The following is a 20,010-nucleotide window of genomic DNA, read 5'->3' on the forward strand; positions in this document are numbered from 1 at the left end:
CGATGGGGGTCCCCCCTGCTCGAGCGAAGCCGAGAGCTTGGGGGAGCGACAAGCCCCCCACAACCCGCAGCCGCCATTGGCCAAGAGGGCACCGAGCTCACAGGCGCCCGGCCTCACCCGCAGCCCGCACCGCCTCGAGGAAAGGCTCGATAGCGGCGCGCCAGCCCTCGGGCTGGTCGTAGTGCACCAGGTGCCCGGCGTCGGCCACCTCCGCGTACTCCCCTCGCGGAAGCACCCGCACCATCTCCTGAGCCTCGGCACGCCCCAGCTCCCCGTCCAGCCCGCGCACGACCAGCGCGGGACACTGCACCTGCGCGAGTTCCTCCCAGTGCGCGTCGTACACCCACGTCTCCCGGGACCGCAGCATCTGGTCGGGCTCGAAGACCGGCCGCCATCCGTCCTCGCACTCGTGCATCACCTCGGCGTAGAACTCGCCGCGCGCGCGATTCGGGCGCTCGACCCACGGGTCGTCCTCCCCGAACCACTTGCGTACGTCGGCGAGCGTGGCGAAGGGCACGGGCCACGCCTTGAACCAGTCCGACCACTCCCGCTGCGAGGCCGCGCCCAGCGCCGACGCCCGCATGTCGCAAATGATCACGCCGCGCACCAGATCGGGCCGCTTGGCGGCCAACTGCCAGGCGGTCAGCGCGCCCATGGCGTGACCGACGAGGACGGCCGGGGCGAGACCGAGCTGTTCGAGGGCGGCCTCGGCGTCGTCGACGTAGGCCTCGCGCGTGAAGGCGGCCTGCTCGGGCTTCTCGCTGCGGCCGTGGCCGCGCTGGTCCAGGGCGACAGCGCGGTGCCGCTCGGAGAGCCAGCGGGCGGTGGAGGCCCAGTGCGAGGCGCGGCCCATCAGGCCGTGCAGTAACAGGACGCCGAGCGTGCCGTCGTGTTCAGTGGCAGCGTCGGTCTTGGGAGGGTCGCCGAACTCCCAGGCCGCGAGACGTACGGCCCCGGTCCCGGTCACGTCGATGCGCCGCGCCATTGGTCTGGCACCCCCCTAGCTCCGCTCGGACCGCTCGAGTCGGCCGGTCCTGTCATCAGCGTCCTGCTTGCCGCGCCTGCCGTATCTGCCCTCGCCCACGTGAGCACCGCGCGCCACCTGCGCCGCACGCGTCGTCGGTGCTCTCGTCCGCGATGTGCATGTCCTGTGTGTCTGACGTGATCTTATGCGCACACTCCTGAAGCGCACGTTCCGCGTAACCCGTCACCCCGAAGACTATCGAACTCCTATTCGAAAAATCGGGCTGTGCGGGCAACACCCCTCATTCGAGTGACCCTCTCCCAGGATTGATCGCCATCGTCGAGGGGAGACCTTCACCGGGAGGCGGACCGATCGGGGAAACCGGTCCGAAGGGGATGACCCTGGGAGCTCGGGGCTCCGGGTCAGCACAGGGGAGGACAGGCCCCGGCGCCACACGGCGCCGGGGCCCTCTCCACGTTTCCGGCACATCCTCGCGCCCCCCTCCCCGGCCGGACGCATCACTGTCGGTCACGACCAAGAGCCCTCAGGTCATATGCCTCACGCGACAGCCTCGCACGCGAATCCGCCGGGCGCTGTGATTCCGCGCACTGAATCTTGGAATGCAAAAGATCGGCGGGTCGCCACAACTCCCGCTCCCTTACCGGGAATTACACGGAAGAGAAACGCGGGATGGACAGCCGGCCCGGCTCAGCGCTTGGCGACGAACACATGCGAGGCGACGTCCGCCTCCAGCTCGGCCGCCTCACCACCGCTGCCCACCAGCACACCACCCGCGGACTCGGTCACACTCACCACCGAGCCGGGCTGCACGCCCGCCCGGCGCAGCGTGTACATCAGCTGGGCGTCGGTCTGGATCGGCTCACCGATCCGGCGCACGACGACCGTCTTGCCCTCGGCACCCGGGTCGAGGTCCGCCAGCGAGACCATGCCCTCGTCCAGGAAGGGGTCGGCGCCGTCCTTCTCGCCGAGCTCTTCCAGGCCCGGGATGGGGTTGCCGTACGGCGACTCGGTCGGGTGGCGCAGCAGCTCCAGGACCCGCCGCTCCACGGCCTCGCTCATCACGTGCTCCCAGCGACACGCCTCGGCGTGCACCTGCTCCCACTCCAGCCCGATCACGTCGACGAGCAGGCACTCGGCGAGGCGGTGCTTGCGCATGACGCGGGTGGCCAGCCGCCGCCCCTCGTCCGTGAGCTCCAGATGACGGTCGGACGCCACGGACACCAGCCCGTCACGCTCCATCCGCGCCACCGTCTGGCTCACGGTCGGTCCGCTCTGGTCCAGCCGCTCGGCGATCCGGGCGCGCATGGGGACCACACCTTCCTCCTCCAGCTCGAGGATGGTGCGGAGATACATCTCCGTGGTGTCGATCAGTCCGGACATACGTGCCCCTCGATTAGCTCTGCGATTAGCTCAGCCGGAAGCGAGACAGCTCCACGGCGCGTGCGCTGGCCCTGCAGTCAATTCTGCCGGATACCACTGACAACCGTGCCGAGCCGTTGAAACCGAGGGGTTGTCCGGCACGGCGACCCCGCACAGGCGTCAAAGGCATACACACCGTATTGACACCGCACTGGTCCAGACCGCACGGTGATCCGCAACACACCCGCACCCGCCACCCCGGAGGGCCCCGCATGAGCGACAGCACGCCGGCCGACACGTTCTTCGACGCCGCGATCGGCCTGCTCCAGCGGGTCCGTGCCGAAGAGGCCGGGAGCATCGAGGCAGCCGGCACCCTGCTCGCCGACACGGTCGCCGCCGACGGCCGGCTCTTCGCCTTCGGCGCCGGTCACTCCTCGCTGGCCGCCCAGGACATCGTCTACCGCGCGGGCGGCCTCGCCCTGATGAACCTGCTCGTGGTCCCCGGTGTCGTGGGCGTCGACGTCATGCCCGCCACCCTCGGCTCCGCCCTCGAACGCGTCGACGGTCTCGCGAGCGCCGTCCTGGACAGCTCACCCCTGCGCTCCGGCGACGCCCTGGTGATCATCTCCCTCTCCGGCCGCAACGCCCTCCCCGTCGAGATGGCCATGAACGCCCGCGCCCTCGGCGTCAGGGTCATCGGCGTGACATCGGTGGCGTACGCCTCGGAAACGAAGTCCCGCCATGTCTCCGGCACCTACCTCAAGGACCACTGCGACATCGTCCTCGACTCGAAGATCGCGATCGGCGACGCGGAACTCACCCTCGACACGATCCCGGCCCCCTTCGCGCCGGCGTCCACCGTCGTCACCACGGCCCTCCTGCAGGCCGTCATGGCCACAGCGGCCGCCTCCCTGGCCGCCCGCGGCATCGAGCCCCCGCTCCTGCGCTCGGGCAACGTCGACGGCGGCCACGACTGGAACAGCAGGGTGTTCGAGCAGTACAGCGACCGGATCTTCTACCGGCACTAGGACCTGTCCGGCGGATCAGGCCGACTGCAAGAAGCGGCGCCTCACCAGCGCAGGTGAGCCCAGCGACCTCGGCATGATCCGCCAGCCCGGCACTAGGGCCCGGCCGCGTCCTCAGTCCCGGTCCACGACCCCCGCCAGATCCAGCGCGGAAGCGATCCGTACCGCCACGTCCTCCGCGTACACCGCGTCGCCGCGGCCGAACGCGGTCCGCCCGGACCCGCGCAGGAACGTCACGACGCCCAGCGTCCGGCCCCGGCTGCGCAGCACCGCGCACAGCACGTGCACCGCGTCAGCCGGCCACTGCCGTGCCACGGCCCACTCGCGCGCCCGCTCCGCCGACAGGTTCCCCGCGTCGGCGCGCACCGACCCGGCCCGCGCCACGCAATTCAACGCCGGGTGCCCCTCCGCGTAGCGCACGGGCAGGCCGGCCTCCCCGCCGAGCCGGCTCGGGCCCGGCGCCCCGGAGGGCGTCACGGCGGCCCGGACGAGCCGTACGGGATCCGCGGCCTCCCCGCCCGCCGCCGTCTGATCGGCCACCGGCCCGCCCGCGACCCGGTCGATCAGCGCGTGATCGGCGAACCCGGCCAGCGCGAAGTCCAGATGCACCGTCGCCGCCTCCGCGGGGTCCTCGCACTCGGCGGCGGCCCGCGCGGCGCGGTGCAGCTGATTGGCCCGGAAGCGCAGCAGCGCCGCCTCCTGCTCGGCCTGCTTGGCGTCCGTCACGTCCTGGAAGAGCCAGCCCACGCCCAACGGCACGGGCTCCTCCGCGAGCGGCGAGGCCAGCCGGACGAAACCGCACCGCCAGCAGCGGCGCCGCTCGCCGTCCGGCGTGCGCACACTCACCCAGATCTCGGCGGGCGCGGGCGGCGCGCCCTCGGCCAGCACATGGGTGAGCGCGCTCTCCAGCTCCTCGACCCCCTGCGCGAGCAGCTCGCCCAGGGGCCGCCCCAGCACCGACGTACGCCCGATACCCAGCGCCCGGGCCGCGTGAGCGTTCACAACGGCCGGTCGCAGATCCGCGTCGACCAGCACGACACCCCACGACGCGTCCTCGAACAGCGCCTCGCTGAGCGCGATCGACCGCTCCAGATCGATCTGCGCGTGCACCTCGCTGAACGCGCAGTACACCCCGGCGGGCTTCCCGTCCGGTCCGCGCACCGCCGCCGACTGGGTCCGTACGAGAACCCGCCCGCCGTCCTTCGTCAGCAGGGCGAACTCGTGCACCTGACGTCCGGGAGCGTGCATGGCGGACATCAGCCGCTCCTCGACCTCCTCGGCGTCGGCCTCGCGCACCGCCCACCCTGCGAACCCGTGCCGACCCACGGCCTCGGCCGCGGTCCATCCGAGGATCCGCTCCGCCTCGCGGTTCCAATGGGTGACGACGCCGTCCCCGTCGAAGGCGCACAGGGCAGCGTCCATCCCGTCCAGCAGCGCGGCCAGCAGATCGGACCCGCCTGCCGAACCTTCCGAACCACCCGACAAACCGTCCGGACCGTCCCGCTCGGGTTCGTCCGGCCCCAGCTCGTCGGTGGTCCCACTACGCCGGGAAGCACTCACCTGGACCCCCTGCCAAGCTGCGTCCGCACGTACGACGCGTCGGTTCGCTCACTCGCAATCATCTAACTGGAACGTGACCCAGCACACACCGAGTTCCCCAAGATTGAAGGAATCGTTGTACGAGCCGCCGCGCGGTCACCGGCGCGATGCGAAGGATCAGGCAAAAGATCAGGCATCAGACCCGCTTCCCTTGCGTGCGTAGACCTCGATCTCGAACTTCATACGAGGGTCGGCCAGCCCGCACACCATCATCGTCGCCGCAGGTCGCACATCCCCGAAGTGCTGTCGCAGGACGGGCCAGCACGGCTCGAAGTCCTCCCGTTCGGGCAGCAGGTACCGCACGCGGACCACGTCGGCGAACGAGCACCCCGCCTCCTCGAGCGCGGCCCCCACGTTCCGCAGACACTGCTCGGCCTGCTCCACCACGTTCTCGGAGATGGTCATCGTCGCGTAGTCGAACCCGGTCGTGCCCGACACGTGCACCCAGTCCCCGTCGACCACGGCACGCGCGTACCCGATCTGTTCCTCGAAGGTCGAGCCACTGAGGATCGCCCGCCGCCCCACCTGCTGGTTTGTCATGCACGGAACGCTAGAGGAGCGGTGCCGGCAGGTCCACGGAAAAAACGGTTGATCGGAGGCGGGCCGGTTCCTAATGTGTGGTGCACACGAGAAGGGAGGTGGTTCGGCAGATGTATGAATACCGGACGCGTGAGGTGGCTGCGGGCTAGCGGCCCGTCACCCCACCCAGTGCGGTGCCGGACCAGCATGTGAGAGACGCATGCAGCCGGCCCAATCCCAGCAGTCACCCGACCCGCGAGTTCGCCGGCACGTCCGGCCGGCTCCTCCGCCACTGGCGCAGGGACCCGAGCTCGCGGGTCGTCTGCGTGTACGGACCTGCGCGGCGGCCCCGCTCACGGACTGAGCCGCTCCACCCGCCAGCCCCCGTCCTGCTCCGCCACGTACCGCAGCCGGTCGTGCAGCCGGTTCTCCCGCCCCTGCCAGAACTCCACCGTCTGCGGGGCCACCCGGAAGCCGCCCCAGTCCGGCGGCACCGGCACCTGCTCCCCCTCGGGATAGCGCGCGGCCAGCTCGGCGTACGAGGCGTCCAGCTCCGCGCGCGAGGCGATGACCGACGACTGGGAGCTGGCCCAGGCGCCGAGCTGGGAGCCGTGCGGGCGGGTGCGGAAGTAGGCGGCCGTCTCGTCGCGCCCGGTGCGCCGCGCCACGCCCGTGACGATGACCTGGCGGGCCATCGGGTGCCAGGGGAAGAGCAGGCAGACGTACGGGTTCCCGGCGAGGTCGCGGCCCTTGTGGGAGCCGTAGTTGGTGAAGAAGACGAAGCCGTGGTCGTCGAACTGCTTCAGCAGCACCGTGCGTGAGCTGGGCCTGCCCTCGGCGTCCGCGGTGGAGACGATCATCGCGTTCGGCTCGAAGAGGTGGGCCTCGGCGGCGGCCTGCTTGAACCAGCGCGCGAACTGGGCCACCGGAGTGGCGGCCAGACCGGCCTCGGCGAGCCCCTCGGCCCGGTAGTGCTTGCGCATCGCGGCGGGGTCGGGGACGGGCTCGGCGGGATCGAAGGCGACGGCGTCTCGGTCGGTCACGCGGTCATCTTGCCGTATCCGAACGAGCACCGTCGGGCACGGTGTCCTTCGTCACTAGATGGCACTCAGTGCCGCAAGGGCTCCCCAATGGTGGCACTCAGGGTTATCGTTTCGATGCCGTTCCGGTTGGATGACCGCCAGCCGCACGGGGCATCACAGGGGTACGCCCCGGACCGCGAGTCCGCCGAGGCCCGGAGTCCCGCAAGCCCGGAATCCGAGCCCGTGACCGTGGATCCACCCGGGTGTGCGCCGTCTCCGCCGACTGTCATGTGGTCGTTCCACCCACAAACCCCATCCGTCGCACACATCACGAGGAGCCGCCTGATGTCCGACTTCGTACCCGGGCTCGAAGGAGTCGTCGCGTTCGAGACGGAGATCGCCGAACCGGACAAGGAGGGCGGCGCTCTCCGATACCGGGGCGTCGACATCGAGGATCTGGTCGGCCACGTCTCGTTCGGCAACGTCTGGGGGCTGCTCGTCGACGGTGCCTTCCGGCCCGGACTGCCGGCCGCCGAGCCCTTCCCGATTCCCGTGCACTCCGGCGACATCCGCGTCGACGTCCAGTCCGCGCTCGCCATGCTCGCCCCCGTGTGGGGCCTGAAACCCCTCCTGGACATCGACGAGGCGCAGGCCCGCGAGGACCTGGCCCGGGCCGCCGTCATGGCTCTGTCCTACGTCGCCCAGTCCGCGCGCGGGCAGGGCCTGCCGATGGTCCCGCAGAGCGAGATCGACAAGGCCCAGTCCGTCGTCGAGCGCTTCATGATCCGCTGGCGCGGCGAGCCCGACCCCAAGCACGTGGCCGCCGTGGACGCCTACTGGACGTCCGCCGCCGAGCACGGCATGAACGCGTCCACGTTCACGGCCCGCGTCATCGCCTCCACCGGCGCCGATGTGGCCGCGGCGCTCTCCGGTGCCGTAGGGGCCATGTCCGGTCCGCTGCACGGCGGCGCGCCCTCCCGCGTGCTGCACATGATCGAGGAGATCGAGCGCACCGGCGACGCCGAGGCCTATGTGAAGCAGACCCTCGACAACGGCGAACGCCTCATGGGCTTCGGCCACCGCGTCTACCGCGCCGAGGACCCGCGCGCCCGCGTCCTGCGCCGCACCGCCCGTGAGCTCGGCGCGCCCCGCTTCGAGGTCGCCGAGGCTCTGGAGAAGGCGGCCCTGGCGGAGCTGCACTCCCGCCGTCCGGACCGGGTCCTGGCCACGAACGTGGAGTTCTGGGCCGCCATCGTCCTGGACTTCGCGGAGGTCCCGGCGCACATGTTCACGTCGATGTTCACGTGTGCCCGTACGGCGGGCTGGTCGGCGCACATCCTGGAGCAGAAGCGCACCGGCCGCCTCGTGCGCCCCTCCGCACGCTATGTGGGCCCGGGCACGCGCGACCCTCGCGAGATCGAGGGCTACGCCGACATCGCGCACTGAGCCCCCGCAGGCGCCCGCACCCCTCCGGCGGGCCGGACGTCACGCGGGGCCGATTCCGCCCCGCGTGATGCCGCCCGGCGCCCCGCGCCGGCGGCCCACGGGCCCGCGCGAACCATGCCTCTCAAGATCGCATACGGACCGTCACTGATCCGCTCCGCCAGTATGCTGGAGCGGCTGCGGCATCCCACCATCACCCGTCCCTACGTGGTGAGTTACGGCCTGCGGCGATCAAGACCTCTTACGGCATGGGGATGGGGAACAGGTGCTGATAGCGGGCCGCTACCGGCTGGGCGAGTCGATCGGGCGCGGTGGGATGGGGGAGGTCTGGCGGGCCTACGACGAGAGGCTCGGCCGGCACGTGGCCGTCAAGCTCCTGCTGCCCCAGGACTCCGACCCCACCGCCACGTCCCGGTTCCGGCTGGAGGCGCAGACCGCCGCGCGGATCGACCATCCGAACGTGGTGGGGGTACGGGACTTCGGCGCGTACGAGAACCGGCTCTTCCTGGTCATGGAGCTCGTCGAGGGCGACAGCCTCGCCCGGCTCCTGACCCACTCCGGCGCGCAGCCCGCCGAGCGCGTGGCCCGGATGGCCGCCCAGGCAGCCGCGGGACTCGCCGCCGCACACCGGCAGGGCATCGTCCACCGCGACATCAAGCCCGGGAACCTGCTGCTGGACGCCGACGGCACCCTCAAGATCGGTGACTTCGGGATCGCCCGCTTCATGGACGACCCCGGCGCGGCGCTCACGGCCACCGGGCAGATCGTCGGCACGAGCCTCTACCTCGCGCCCGAGCGGGCCCTGGGTCAGCCGGCCGGCCCGCCCTCCGACGTCTACGCGCTGGGCTGCGTGCTCTACCAGCTCCTCACCGGGCGCCCGCCGTTCCACGCCGACACCGCCGTCGCGATCCTCCACCAGCACCTGGACGCCGCCCCCGTACCGCCCCGCGACCTGGGCGTGGCCGGCCTGCCGCCCGCCTTCGAGAACTACCTCCTCGGCCTGCTGGCCAAGGAGCCCGAGCACCGGCCCGCCGCCCAGCAGGCCGCCGACTGGTTCGCCGAGGGCGCCTGGCAGGGCCGGGCCGAACCGCTCCCCGACGCGACGACGCCGTCCCGCCCGTCGACGGCCGCAGCCGCCGGTCCCGACCGGATGGGCGGGACCAGCAACCCGACCACCTACGCGCTGCCGTCCGCGCAAGGCTCCCCGCCGCCCCCCGGCGGACCGGGCCGCTCCCACTCCCGGGCCCGCACCCACTCTTCGGGCTCCCGGGCGCGCACTCACTCGCCGGGCTCGCGGTCCCACACCCACTCGCCGAGCTCCGGCTCCCGCTCCCGGTCCCGTCCCCGGTCCCGTCCCCGGGCCGGCACACGGCAAGTGCTGGTCACGGTCGCCGCGGCGGCGCTCTTCGTCGCCGCGATGCTGCTCGGCATGCTGTGGTTCTCCCCCGACAACGCGTCCGCGGAGAGGACGAAGTCCGACACCGCGCCCAGCCCGACCGCCTCCGCCTCCGTGTCCTCCCTGGACTCGTCTCCGTCGCCGATCACCTCGCCGGGCCCGGCGACGCAGACGAGCGCCGATCGCAAGGCGCAGGACGACGGGGAGCGGGAACGCACGAGGCGCGAGCAGGAGCAGCGGGAGCGGCAGAAGCAGCAGCGCGAGACGCAGCAGGACGACGGGGACCACGACGAGAGCGACGATGACGACTGAGACGGAAGCGATTGAGACGCGAGCGGCTGACGGCGCCGTCAGTCCAGCGCCTCGTCCAGCAGCCGCGCCCACTGCGCCACGACGCGTTCCCGGCGGCCCGCGTCGTCGGTGAGGAGGTTGGCGAGGCCCAGGCCACGGGCCATGTCCAGCACTCCCTGGACGGTTTCGCGGGCGCCTGGGCGGGACTCGTCGACGCCGAGCAGGTCGACGGCTATCCGGTGCGTCTCCCGGCCGACCCGGGCCTCCAGTTCGGTGACCCGGGGGCCGAGCTGGTCCTCGTTCGAGGCGGCCACCCACAGGTGCAGGGCCGCGCGGAACAGCGGGCCGGTGTAGAGGTCGACCAGGGCGGACACGACGGCCCTGCGGTCGCCCGCAGCGCCCTCGGGGAACAGGGCGCGCAGGGCCGTCGAGCGTTCCTCGGCGACGTACTCGACCGCCGCGGTGAAGAGGTCCTCGCGGGTCGGGAAGTGGTGCTGGGCCGCGCCTCGGGAGACGCCGGCGCGTTCGGCGACGACGGAGACCGTGGAGCCCGCCCAGCCGTGTTCGGCGAGGCAGGCCACGGCGGCTTCCAGGAGGCGCTGGCGGGTGGCGCGGCTGCGGTCCTGCTTGGGCACGCGGTCCACTCGGTCCGCACGGTCGCCGACTGTGCTCACACCACCCATTCCGCATCCCGTCGTTCGAGGAAGGCTGTCATCCCCTCGCGGGCGTCGGCGCAGGAGAACAGCCGGGCCGAGAGCGCGGTCAGGTCGGCCGCGTCCTGGTCGAAGGTTTCCAGCACCTTAGCCGTGAGCAGCGCCTTCGTCTCGGCCAGGGCGGCGGGGGCCGCCCTGCGCAGGCCGTCCAGGACGGGTTCCAGTACGGCGTCGACGTCCTCGCCCTGCGCCGTCAGCAGGCCGATGCGGGCCGCCTCGGGCGCGGTGAAGCGCTCGCCGGTGAGGTAGTAGCGGGCGAGGGCGCGGGGGTCGGTGCGCGGGATGATCGGCAGGGAGATCACCGCGGGGGCCACCCCGATGCGGACCTCCGTGAAGGCGAAGGTCGCCTCGTGGGAGGCCGCCGCGATGTCGCAGGCCGTGAGCAGGCCGAGGCCGCCCGCGCGGACGTGGCCGGTGACGCGGGCGACGACGACTTTGGGCAGCTCCACGATCTGCCGGAGCAGCGCCACCAGGCCGTCCGGGTCCGGCGGGTCGCGCAGGTCGGCGCCCGCGCAGAACGTGTTGCCGGTGTGGGTGAGGACGACAGCGCGTACGTCGGCGTCCTTGGCGCAGTCCGTCAGCGCGTCGGCCAGCTCGCCCACCAGCGACGCGGAGAGCGCGTTGCGGGTGGCCGGGGAGTCGAGGCTGAGGGTTTGAACGGCACGCTCGCGCGTGCGGCCGATCAACGTCATGTGCTCTCCTTGGGCGCGCGCATGCTCTCTTTGGGCGCGCGCAGTTCGCGGCGCAGGATCTTGCCGGAGGCGGCCCGCGGGACGCCGTCGATGAAGGTGACCTGGCGGACCCGCTTGTAGGGGGCGACGCGTTCGGCGACGTACATCATGACCTCGCCCTCGGAGAGGTCGGTCGCGGACTGTTGGCGGACCACATAGGCGTGCGGCACCTCGTTTCCGTCGTCGTTATAGGCGCCGACCACAGCCGCGTCCGCGATGCCGGGGTGGGTGAGCAGGAGTGCCTCCAGTTCGGCGGGGGCCACCTGGAAGCCCTTGTACTTGATGAGCTCCTTGACGCGGTCCACGACGAACAGCCAGCCGGCGGCGTCCACATGTCCCACGTCACCGGTGTGCAGCCAGCCTTCGGCGTCGATCATCGCGGCGGTGGCGTCGGGGCGGCCGAGGTAGCCCTTCATGACCTGGGGGCCGCGGATGAGGATCTCGCCGGACTCGCCGACACCGAGGTCCTTGTCGGGGTCGTCGAGGGAGACGATGCGCATCTCGGTGCCGGCTATGAGCCTGCCGACGGTTCCGGCGGGCGCGTCGTCCATGGCGGCGAGCGGGACGACATGGGTGCCGGGGGACAGTTCCGTCATGCCGTACGCCTGGCCGACCGGCGGCAGGCCAAGGCGCTGCGAGCAGGCGGCCGCGAGCTGGGCGTCCAGGGGCGCCGCGGCGCTGATGATGTACTTCAGCGACGACAGGTCGTACTGCTCGACCAGCGGGTGCTTGGCGAGGGCCAGCACGATCGGCGGGGCCACGTACAGGCCGGTGATGCGGTGGTTCTGGATGGCGGCGAGGAAGGTCTCCAGGTCGAAGCGGGGCAGGACGACGACCGTGGCGCCCACCCTCAGGGGCGCGTTCATCAGGGCGGTCAGGCCGTAGATGTGGAAGAACGGCAGCACGGCGAGGATGCGGTCGCCGGGGACCGCCGACACCGCGGGTTCGAGCTGGGCGAGGTTGGTGGCGATCTGGCGGTGGGTGAGCATCACACCCTTGGGAATGCCGGTGGTGCCCGAGGAGTACGGCAGCGCCGCGACGTCCGCCGCGGGGTCGATGGCGACCTGTGGCTCGGGGGCCGCGGAGGCCAGCATGTCGATGAGCGAGCGGTGTCCCGGCGCGCTGTCGCACACGAAGATCTCCTGCACGCCGCCCGCGAGTTCCGCGGCCCGGCGTGCGCTCTGCAGCAGCGGCGAGACGGTGACGATCCAGCGCGCCCCCGAGTCCCCCAGCTGCTTGGCGAACTCCTCGGGCGTGGCGAGCGGGTGCACGGTGGTGACGGAGGCACCCGCGCGCGTGGCGGCGTAGAACGCCGTGGGGAAGGCGACCGTGTTGGGGCTGTGCAGGGCGAGGACGTCGCCCTTGCGCACACCGGTCTCGGCCAGGGCGGCGGCGATGCGCCGGTGGAAGCGGTCGAGCTGCTCGTAGGTGAGGGTGGTGCCGTCCGTGCCGTCGACGAGCGCGGGCGTGTCCCCGAACTCGGCGGCCCGGCCCAGCACTGCCTCGTGGATGGGGAGTTCTACGGCCGGGACGTCTGCGTACTCGCTGCGGAACACGGTTCCTCCTCGCGACACGGTGCCGACGGGCCGCCGCCGGTCAGTACGACTTGGGCAGGCCCAGGGTCTGGTGGGAGACGTAGTTGAGAATCATCTCCCGGCTCACCGGAGCAATACGAGACACGCGTGCCGCGGTTATCAACGAGGCGAGCCCGAATTCGCGCGTGAGGCCGTTGCCGCCGAGGGTGTGCACGGACTGGTCGACCGCCTTCACGCAGGCCTCCCCGGCCGCGTACTTGGCCATGTTGGCGGCCTCGCCCGCGCCCACGTCGTCCCCCGCGTCGTACAGGTAGGCCGCCTTCTGCATCATCAGACGGGCCAGTTCGAGGTCGATGTGCGCCTGGGCGAGGGGGTGCGCGATGGCCTGGTGGGCGCCGATGGGGGCCTTCCAGACGGTGCGGTCGCGGGCGTACTCGACGGCCCGGGCGAGGGCGTAGCGGCCCATGCCGATCGCGAAGGCGGCCGTCATGATGCGTTCGGGGTTGAGGCCGGCGAAGAGCTGGAGCAGGCCTGCGTCCTCGTCGCCGACGAGCGCGTCGGCGGGGAGGCGTACGTCGTCGAGGGTCAGCTCGAACTGCTTCTCCGCGGCGCTCAGTTCCATGTCGATCTGGCGGCGCGTGAAGCCTTCGGCATCGCGCGGGACCATGAACAGGCAGGGTTTGAGGTTGCCGGTGCGGGCGTCTTCGGTGCGGCCGACGATGAGGGTCGCGTCCGCGATGTCGACGCCGGAGATGAAGACCTTGCGGCCGGTGAGGAGCCAGTCGACTCCGTCGCGGTGAGCCGTGGTGGTGATTCGGTGGCTGTTGGAGCCGGCGTCGGGTTCTGTGATGCCGAAGGCCATGGTGCGGGTGCCGTCGGCGAGGCCCGGGAGCCACTCTCGTTTCTGTTCTTCGGTGCCGAAGCGGGCGATCACTGTGCCGCAGATCGCTGGGGAGACGACCATCATGAGCAGGGGGCAGCCGGCGGCGCCCAGTTCTTCCAGGACGATGGAGAGTTCGGCTATGCCGCCGCCTCCGCCTCCGTATGCCTCCGGCAGGTTGACGCCGAGGTAGCCGAGCTTGGCTGCTTCGGACCAGAGGGCTTCGCGGTCGTAGGTGCGGCCGTGGCGCTTACCGAGGGCGGCTACTGCGGCTCGTAGGGCCTTGTGTTCTTCGGATTCGAGAGTGGTGGGCATGGGGCTCCTTCCGGGTGCCGGTTGTGGGTGGCTGGTCGCGCAGTTCCCCGCGCCCCTACGTTTCTTGCACCACCGCCAGCAATGAGCCGACCGCCACCTGCTGGCCAGGTACTACATGCAACGCGCTCAGCGTTCCTGTGGCCGGTGCTGTGATCTTGTGTTCCATCTTCATCGCCTCCAGCCACAGCAGGGGCTGTCCGGCCTCCACGGCCGTGCCCTCGGTCAGGCCGTCGGCGACGCGGACCACCGTCCCCGGCATGGGGGCCAGGAGGGAGCCCGGTGCGTGCTGGGTCGTCGGGTCGGGGAAGCGGGGCAGCGCGGTGAGGCGGGTGGCGTTGACGTGGATCTCGTCGCCGTACCGGGCGACCTCGAAGTTCCGTCGTACGCCGTCCACTTCGAGTACGACCAGGGCGGCACCGGCATGTACGACGCGCACCCCGTCCGCCTCCAGACCCGCGCGGGTGTGGCGATAGTGGACCTCGATCCCCTCGCCGGCCGTCTCGTAAGGCTTGCTCTGCGGCTGAGACGGCACGTTGCGGAAGCCGCCGAAGCGGGAGCGGCCGTGGGCGTCGGCGAGGGCCGCGGCCAGGGGGGCGTACGGGTCCGGAGCGGGCTCGGTGAGGTCGGTGAGGTGGCGGTCGTAGAAGCCCGTGTCCATGCGGGCGGTCGTGAACTCCTCGTGGCGCAGGGAGCGGACGAGGAGGTCCCGGTTGGTGAGGGGGCCGTGGATCGTCGAGCGCTCCAGGGCGCCGGCGAGTTTGCGGAGCGCCGCCGCGCGGGTGGGCGCGTGGGCGACGAGCTTGGCGAGCATCGGGTCGTAGTGGACGCCGATCTCGTCGCCGTCGGTGAAGCCGGTGTCCAGGCGGACGCCGGCGGGTACGGCGAAGCGGTGCAGGGTGCCCGTCTGCGGGGCCCAGTCATGGGCCGGGTCCTCGGCGTAGAGGCGGGCCTCGACGGCGTGGCCACGTGCGTGTGGCGGGGCGTCGGGGAGGGCGTGGCCCTCGGCGACGCGGAGTTGTTCGGCGACGAGGTCGATGCCGAAGACCGCCTCCGTGACCGGGTGTTCCACCTGGAGGCGGGTGTTCATCTCCAGGAAGTGCGCCTTGTCGCCGGCCACCAGGAACTCGACGGTGCCGGCGCCGACGTAGTCGACGGCGCGGGCGGCCCGTACGGCCAGCGTGAGCAGTTCGTCGGTGAGCTGCTCGGAGAGCCCGGGAGCCGGGGACTCCTCGATCACCTTCTGGTGGCGGCGCTGCAAGGAGCAGTCGCGGGTGCCGAGGGGCCAGACGGTGCCGTGGGTGTCGGCGAGGATCTGGACCTCGACATGGCGGCCGTTCTCGACGTACGGCTCGACGAAGACCTCGCCGTCACCGAAGGCGCTCGCGGCTTCGGAGCGGGCACTCTCCAGGGCGGCGCTCAGGTCCTGAAGACGGCGCACGATCCGCATGCCGCGCCCTCCGCCGCCCGCGGCCGCCTTCACCAGGACGGGAAGGTCGGCTTCGGTGACCTCGCCCAGGGGCGCAAGCCCCATCAGTTCCTTCGCGCGCGTCTTGGACGCCATCGCCTCGATGGCCTCCGGCGGCGGGCCGATCCAGACCAGGCCCGCGTCGAGGACGGCGCGCGCGAAGTCGGCGTTCTCGGAGAGGAAGCCGTAGCCGGGGTGCACGGCGTCCGCGCCGGAGGCGATGGCGGCCTTCACGATCAGGTCGCCGTCGAGATACGTGGCGGAGGGCGCCGCTCCGGGCAGTCGTACCGCCGCGTCGGCCACGCGCGTGTGCAGGGCGTTCGCGTCGGCGTCCGAGTACACGGCGACCGTCCGGATTCCCAACTCACCACAGGTGCGGAAGATCCGGCAGGCGATCTCGCCCCGGTTGGCCACCAGAACAGAAGTAATCATTCGCCTCACATCCGGAAGACGCCGAAGCCACCGCGCGCGCCCTCGTAGGGCGCCGTGTGGATGGCGGACAGACACATACCGAGGATGGTTCGGGTGTCGCGTGGATCTATGACGCCGTCGTCGTACAGCCGCCCCGACAGGAACATGGGCAGCGACTCCGACTCGATCTGCTGCTCCACCATGGCGCGCAGCGCGGCGTCCCCTTCCTCGTCGTACGGCTGTCCCTTCGCCGCCGCCGACTGCCGGGCCACGATCGAGAGCACGCCGGCGAGTTGCTGGGGGCCCATGACGGCCGACTTGGCGCTGGGCCAGGCGAACAGGAAGCGGGGGTCGTAGGCGCGGCCGCACATGCCGTAGTGGCCGGCGCCGTAGGAGGCGCCCAGGAGGACGGAGAGATGGGGCACGCGGCTGTTGCTGACCGCGTTGATCATCATCGCGCCGTGCTTGATGATGCCGCCCTGCTCGTACTGGCTGCCCACCATGTAGCCGGTGGTGTTGTGCAGGAAGAGCAGGGGGATGTCGCGCTGGTTGGCCAGCTGGATGAACTGGGCCGCCTTCTGGGACTCCTCGCTGAACAGGGCCCCCTGGGCGTTCGCCAGCACGCCGATCGGGTAGCCGTGCAGGGCCGCCCAGCCGGTGGTCAGGCTGGTGCCGTACATCGGCTTGAACTCGTCGAAGTCGGAGGCGTCGACGATGCGGGCGATGACCTCGCGCGGATCGAAGGGGGTGCGCAGGTCGCCCGGCACGATCCCCAGCAGCTCGTCCGCGTCGTACTTGGGCAGCGCCGCCGGGCCCGGATCGCCGTACGCCTTGCGGTGGTTGAGGCGGGCGACCACACGGCGCGCCTGGCGCAGCGCGTCCGGTTCGTCGACGGCGAAGTAGTCGGCGAGGCCCGACACGCGCGCGTGCATCTCGGCGCCGCCCAGCGACTCGTCGTCGCTCTCCTCGCCGGTCGCCATCTTCACCAGGGGCGGACCGCCGAGGAACACCTTGGCGCGCTCCTTGACCATGATCACGTGGTCGGACATGCCGGGGACGTAGGCGCCGCCGGCCGTCGAGTTGCCGAAGACGACCGCGACGGTGGGGATTCCGGCCGCCGACAGCCGCGTCAGGTCCCGGAAGATGGCGCCTCCGGGGATGAAGATCTCCTTCTGCGACGGCAGGTCGGCGCCGCCCGACTCGACGAGGTTGACGACGGGCAGCCGGTTGGCCAGCGCGATGTCGTTGGCGCGCAGGGCCTTCTTCAGCGACCAGGGGTTGCTCGCTCCGCCGCGCACGGTCGGGTCGTTGGCGGTGATCAGACACTCCACGCCCTCGACGACCCCGATGCCGGTGACGAGGGACGCGCCGACCGTGTAGTCGCTGCCCCATGCGGCCAGCGGGGACAGTTCCAGGAACGGCGTGTCGGGGTCGAGGAGCAGCTCGATGCGCTCGCGGACGAGCAGCTTGCCGCGCCCCCGGTGCCGTGCGACGTACTTCTCCCCGCCGCCCGCGAGGGCCTTGGCGTGCTCGGTGCCGAGTTCGGCGAGCTTGGCGAGCATGGTGTCGCGGCTCGCCCGGTAGTCGGAGCCGGTGGTGTCCAGGGCGGACGGCAGGACGGTCACAGCAGGATCTCCGGGATGTCCAGGTGGCGGGAGCGCAGCCATTCGCCGAGGGCCTTGGCCTGCGGGTCGAAGCGGTGCTGGGCGGCGACGCCCTCGCCGAGGATGCCTTCGACGACGAAGTTGAGGGCGCGGAGGTTGGGCAGGGCGTGCCGGGTGACCTTCAGCTCGCGGCTCTCGGGGATCAGCTCCCGGAACCGGTCGGCCGTGAGCTCGTGCGCGAGCCAGCGCCAGGCGTCGTCCGACCGCACCCAGACGCCGACGTTGGCATTGCCGCCCTTGTCCCCGCTGCGGGCACCCGCGACGAGGCCGAGAGGGGCCCGTTCGGTGGGCCCGGACGACAGCGGCTGCGGCAGCGGCGGCTCCGGTACGTCGTCGAGTACGACGGTGTCCTGGGCCGGCGGCACAGCAACCCGGCGTCCGTCGTGGAGGACGGCCACATGGTCGACGGCACCATGGGGGACGTACACATCCTCGAAGACCCCATAGGGCGAGCCCTTCCCGGGTGGCGCGAGCACATGGAAGCCGGGGTAGCTGGCGAGCGCCAGCTCCACCGCGGCCCCGCTGAGCCCGCGCCCGACGGCCTCCTGATTCCGGTCGCGCACGACGAGCCGCAGCAGGGCGCTCGCCGTCTCCTCGCTCGGGGCGTCGGGCCGGTCGGTGCGCACCAGGTCCCAGCGGACCTCGGCGGGCGGCGACTTGGCGAGCGCGTCGGTCATCTGCTCGCGCACCAGGGCCGCCTTGGCCTCGATGTCGAGGCCGGTGAGCACGAAGGCGACCTCGTTCCGGAAGCCGCCGAGGCGGTTGACGCCGACCTTGAGGGTCGGGGGCGGTGCCTCGCCCCGGACGCCCTCGATACGGACGCGATCCGGTCCGTCCTGGCTGAGCCGCACGGTGTCCAGGCGGGCGGTGACGTCCGGCCCGGCGTAGCGTGCGCCCGCCGTCTCGTACAGCAGCTGTGCCGTGACCGTGCCGACGTCGACGAAGCCGCCGGTGCCGGGGTGCTTGGTGAGGACGCAGCTGCCGTCCTCGTGCAGCTCGGCGAGCGGGAAGCCGGGGCGGCGCAGGTCGCGGCCGTTCTGCCGGGACTCGTGGAAGAAGGCGTAGTTGCCGCCGGTCGCCTGCGCCCCGCACTCCAGCACATGTCCGGCGACCACGGCGCCCGCGAGCCGGTCGTGGTCGCCGGGCGCCCAGCCGAAGTGGGCGGCGGCGGGGCCGGTGACCAGCGCCGCGTCGGTCACCCGCCCGGTGACGACGACGTCGGCGCCCTCCCGCAGACAGGCGGCGATCCCGAAGCCGCCGAGGTAGGCGTGCGTGGCGAGGCTGCCCGGATACCGGTCCTTGAGATCGTCGCCCTCGACATGGGCGACGCGTACGGGGATGCCGAGCCGGTCCGCCAACTTCCGTACGGCGTCGGCGAGTCCGGCCGGATTGAGCCCGCCCGCGTTGGCGACGATCCTGACGCCCCGCTCGTGCGCGAGCGCCAGGCACTCCTCCAGTTGCCGCAGGAAGGTGCGGGCGTATCCCGCGCCGGGGTCCTTCAGTCGGTCCCGGGCAAGGATCAGCATGGTCAGCTCGGCGAGGTAGTCGCCGGTGAGGACGTCCAGTTCGCCGCCGGTGAGCATCTCGCGCATGGCGTCGAAGCGGTCGCCGTAGAAGCCGGAGGCGTTGCCGATCCGCAGCGGGCGGGGAGCGTGCGTCATCGCGCCGCCCCCTTCGGCCCGCGGCCCTCACCGGGTGGGCCCGCGAAGACCTGGGCGATGTCGAACCAGCGGTCGGCGTCGGGGCCTTCGGCGCGCAGGGCGAGGTCGGCCCGGTGGGCGCGCTGGGTGACCAGGAGGCAGAAGTCGAGCGCCGGGCCGGTGACGCGCTGCGGGGCGTCCTCGGGGCCGTAGGTCCACAACTCGCCGGAGGGTGCGACGAGTTCGATGCGGAAGTCGTCGAGCGGTGCCGGGAGCCCGTGCACGCCGAAGGCGAAGTCACGGGTGCGCACCCCGATCCACACCACATTCCTGAGCCGGTCGGTGGGTGTGCGCACCACACCGAGCGCGTCGGCGATGTCCAGACCGTGGGCCCAGGTCTCCATGAGCCGGGCCGTCCCCATGGAGGCGGCGGACATGGGCGGGCCGTACCACGGGAACCTGGCGCCGGGCGGGGACGCCCGCAACGCCGCGTGCAGGGCGGCCCTCCCCTCCCGCCACCGCGCCAGCAGTTCGGCGGGCGGCAGCGCGGCCCCCTCCTCGGCACCCTCGTCGACGAAGGAACCCGGCGACTTCAGCGCCTCCTCCACCAGCTCGTGGAACGCCTTCACGTCGGTCACCGCCAGCAGTGCCGAGTGGTCCGTCCAGGCGAGGTGCGCGATCTGGTGGGCGACGCTCCAGCCGGGCGCCGGAGTGGCGAGCGCCCACTGCTCGGGGCTCGACTCGGCCACGAGCCGGTCGAGTTCCTCGCCCTCCTCGCGCAGATCGTCGAACACGGGCGTCGGATCGGACACGATGCGCTCCCCTCGGGGCACGGCGGTGTGCGGCGTGGTGAGGAGCATGGCAGCGGGAACGAAAACAAGCAAGCGTGCTTGCATTAATTGGGCGAGGAGGGGACCCGCACGACCAGCACGCCATATCTGCGCACACCACTTGGGAAGTGTTCACAGTGGGAAGGGTGTCGCTGTGGCGTGCGCTCAATACACTCGTCCGTCGCGT

16 protein-coding genes are annotated in these 20,010 nt (G+C 71.8%); 3 read left to right on the plus strand and 13 right to left on the minus strand.

The window, feature by feature from the left end:
- Window positions 1-97: 97 nt before the first annotated feature.
- On the minus strand, window positions 98-985 hold the full coding sequence (locus OG254_RS21870; protein ID WP_405584296.1) for an alpha/beta fold hydrolase: 888 nt from the start codon (window positions 983-985) through the stop codon (window positions 98-100).
- A 687-nt stretch (window positions 986-1,672) separates the two neighbouring features.
- Window positions 1,673-2,365 carry a metal-dependent transcriptional regulator gene (locus OG254_RS21875; RefSeq protein ID WP_055635287.1) on the minus strand — a complete coding sequence of 231 codons (693 nt, stop codon included), beginning with the start codon at window positions 2,363-2,365 and terminating at the stop codon, window positions 1,673-1,675.
- A 251-nt stretch (window positions 2,366-2,616) separates the two neighbouring features.
- Here OG254_RS21875 and OG254_RS21880 point away from each other — a divergent pair, with 251 nt between their 5' ends.
- Window positions 2,617-3,372 carry an SIS domain-containing protein gene (locus OG254_RS21880; RefSeq protein ID WP_405584300.1) on the plus strand — a complete coding sequence of 252 codons (756 nt, stop codon included), beginning with the start codon at window positions 2,617-2,619 and terminating at the stop codon, window positions 3,370-3,372.
- Window positions 3,373-3,483: 111 nt separating this feature from the next.
- Here the strand turns inward: OG254_RS21880 and OG254_RS21885 are convergent, their stop codons facing one another.
- The 3 genes from OG254_RS21885 to pdxH all read right to left on the minus strand — a co-directional run bounded on the left by OG254_RS21885 (window position 3,484) and on the right by pdxH (window position 6,530).
- Entirely contained in the window at window positions 3,484-4,929 is a 1,446-nt protein-coding gene (locus OG254_RS21885; protein ID WP_405584303.1) for a PAS domain-containing protein, read from the minus strand.
- A 168-nt stretch (window positions 4,930-5,097) separates the two neighbouring features.
- Window positions 5,098-5,508 carry a RidA family protein gene (locus OG254_RS21890; protein ID WP_405584305.1) on the minus strand — a complete coding sequence of 137 codons (411 nt, stop codon included), beginning with the start codon at window positions 5,506-5,508 and terminating at the stop codon, window positions 5,098-5,100.
- Window positions 5,509-5,840: 332 nt separating this feature from the next.
- On the minus strand, window positions 5,841-6,530 hold the full coding sequence (pdxH, locus tag OG254_RS21895; protein WP_351190970.1) for a pyridoxamine 5'-phosphate oxidase: 690 nt from the start codon (window positions 6,528-6,530) through the stop codon (window positions 5,841-5,843).
- A 324-nt stretch (window positions 6,531-6,854) separates the two neighbouring features.
- Between pdxH and OG254_RS21900 the strand changes: the two genes are divergently transcribed.
- Both OG254_RS21900 and OG254_RS21905 read left to right on the plus strand, forming a co-directional pair.
- Window positions 6,855-7,955, plus strand: coding sequence for a citrate synthase 2 (locus tag OG254_RS21900; protein ID WP_405584308.1), 1,101 nt, complete (start codon window positions 6,855-6,857; stop codon window positions 7,953-7,955).
- A gap of 313 nt (window positions 7,956-8,268) precedes the next feature.
- Window positions 8,269-9,660, plus strand: coding sequence for a serine/threonine-protein kinase (locus OG254_RS21905; protein WP_405595121.1), 1,392 nt, complete (start codon window positions 8,269-8,271; stop codon window positions 9,658-9,660).
- Between the two features lie 38 nt (window positions 9,661-9,698).
- On the opposite strand, the gene OG254_RS21910 is transcribed toward OG254_RS21905, so the two are convergent.
- The 8 genes from OG254_RS21910 to OG254_RS21945 are packed head-to-tail and all read right to left on the minus strand — an operon-like array spanning window position 9,699 to window position 19,805.
- Window positions 9,699-10,322 (minus strand): TetR/AcrR family transcriptional regulator, encoded by a 624-nt coding sequence (locus OG254_RS21910; RefSeq protein WP_405584311.1) that lies wholly within the window; start codon window positions 10,320-10,322, stop codon window positions 9,699-9,701.
- A complete protein-coding gene (locus tag OG254_RS21915; protein WP_405584313.1) occupies window positions 10,310-11,044 on the minus strand; it encodes an enoyl-CoA hydratase family protein in 735 nt (244 codons plus the stop codon). Before OG254_RS21915 ends, OG254_RS21910 begins: the two co-directional genes overlap by 13 nt.
- Window positions 11,041-12,639, minus strand: coding sequence for a 4-coumarate--CoA ligase family protein (locus OG254_RS21920; protein ID WP_405584316.1), 1,599 nt, complete (start codon window positions 12,637-12,639; stop codon window positions 11,041-11,043). The genes OG254_RS21915 and OG254_RS21920 overlap by 4 nt, the downstream gene beginning before the upstream one ends.
- 40 nt (window positions 12,640-12,679) lie before the next feature.
- The gene (locus OG254_RS21925; protein ID WP_405584318.1) at window positions 12,680-13,813 is read right to left on the minus strand and encodes an acyl-CoA dehydrogenase family protein; all 1,134 of its coding nucleotides are present in this window, start codon (window positions 13,811-13,813) and stop codon (window positions 12,680-12,682) included.
- Window positions 13,814-13,868: 55 nt separating this feature from the next.
- Window positions 13,869-15,710, minus strand: a complete 1,842-nt coding sequence (locus OG254_RS21930; protein ID WP_405584320.1) for an acetyl/propionyl/methylcrotonyl-CoA carboxylase subunit alpha — start codon at window positions 15,708-15,710, stop codon at window positions 13,869-13,871.
- Between the two features lie 5 nt (window positions 15,711-15,715).
- Entirely contained in the window at window positions 15,716-17,314 is a 1,599-nt protein-coding gene (locus OG254_RS21935) for an acyl-CoA carboxylase subunit beta (RefSeq protein WP_405584323.1), read from the minus strand.
- On the minus strand, window positions 17,311-19,014 hold the full coding sequence (locus OG254_RS21940) for an acyclic terpene utilization AtuA family protein (protein ID WP_405584326.1): 1,704 nt from the start codon (window positions 19,012-19,014) through the stop codon (window positions 17,311-17,313). The genes OG254_RS21935 and OG254_RS21940 overlap by 4 nt, the downstream gene beginning before the upstream one ends.
- A complete protein-coding gene (locus OG254_RS21945) occupies window positions 19,011-19,805 on the minus strand; it encodes a TIGR03084 family metal-binding protein (protein WP_405584328.1) in 795 nt (264 codons plus the stop codon). The genes OG254_RS21940 and OG254_RS21945 overlap by 4 nt, the downstream gene beginning before the upstream one ends.
- Window positions 19,806-20,010 lie beyond the last annotated feature (205 nt).

This window comes from Streptomyces sp. NBC_01092 (genome assembly GCF_045039535.1).
In the GTDB taxonomy this organism is placed as follows: Bacteria; Actinomycetota; Actinomycetes; order Streptomycetales; family Streptomycetaceae; genus Streptomyces.

What these genes read in the sequence shown, in the direction of transcription:
- OG254_RS21910 (WP_405584311.1), bottom strand. Translation starts at nt 10,322, where the DNA reads ATGGGTGGTGTGAGCACAGTCGGCGACCGTGCGGACCGAGTGGACCGC.
- OG254_RS21930 (WP_405584320.1), bottom strand. Translation starts at nt 15,710, where the DNA reads ATGATTACTTCTGTTCTGGTGGCCAACCGGGGCGAGATCGCCTGCCGG.
- OG254_RS21880 (WP_405584300.1), top strand. Translation starts at nt 2,617, where the DNA reads ATGAGCGACAGCACGCCGGCCGACACGTTCTTCGACGCCGCGATCGGC.
- OG254_RS21875 (WP_055635287.1), bottom strand. Translation starts at nt 2,365, where the DNA reads ATGTCCGGACTGATCGACACCACGGAGATGTATCTCCGCACCATCCTC.
- OG254_RS21900 (WP_405584308.1), top strand. Translation starts at nt 6,855, where the DNA reads ATGTCCGACTTCGTACCCGGGCTCGAAGGAGTCGTCGCGTTCGAGACG.
- OG254_RS21905 (WP_405595121.1), top strand. Translation starts at nt 8,269, where the DNA reads ATGGGGGAGGTCTGGCGGGCCTACGACGAGAGGCTCGGCCGGCACGTG.
- OG254_RS21890 (WP_405584305.1), bottom strand. Translation starts at nt 5,508, where the DNA reads ATGACAAACCAGCAGGTGGGGCGGCGGGCGATCCTCAGTGGCTCGACC.
- OG254_RS21870 (WP_405584296.1), bottom strand. Translation starts at nt 985, where the DNA reads ATGGCGCGGCGCATCGACGTGACCGGGACCGGGGCCGTACGTCTCGCG.
- OG254_RS21940 (WP_405584326.1), bottom strand. Translation starts at nt 19,014, where the DNA reads ATGACGCACGCTCCCCGCCCGCTGCGGATCGGCAACGCCTCCGGCTTC.
- OG254_RS21925 (WP_405584318.1), bottom strand. Translation starts at nt 13,813, where the DNA reads ATGCCCACCACTCTCGAATCCGAAGAACACAAGGCCCTACGAGCCGCA.
- OG254_RS21915 (WP_405584313.1), bottom strand. Translation starts at nt 11,044, where the DNA reads ATGACGTTGATCGGCCGCACGCGCGAGCGTGCCGTTCAAACCCTCAGC.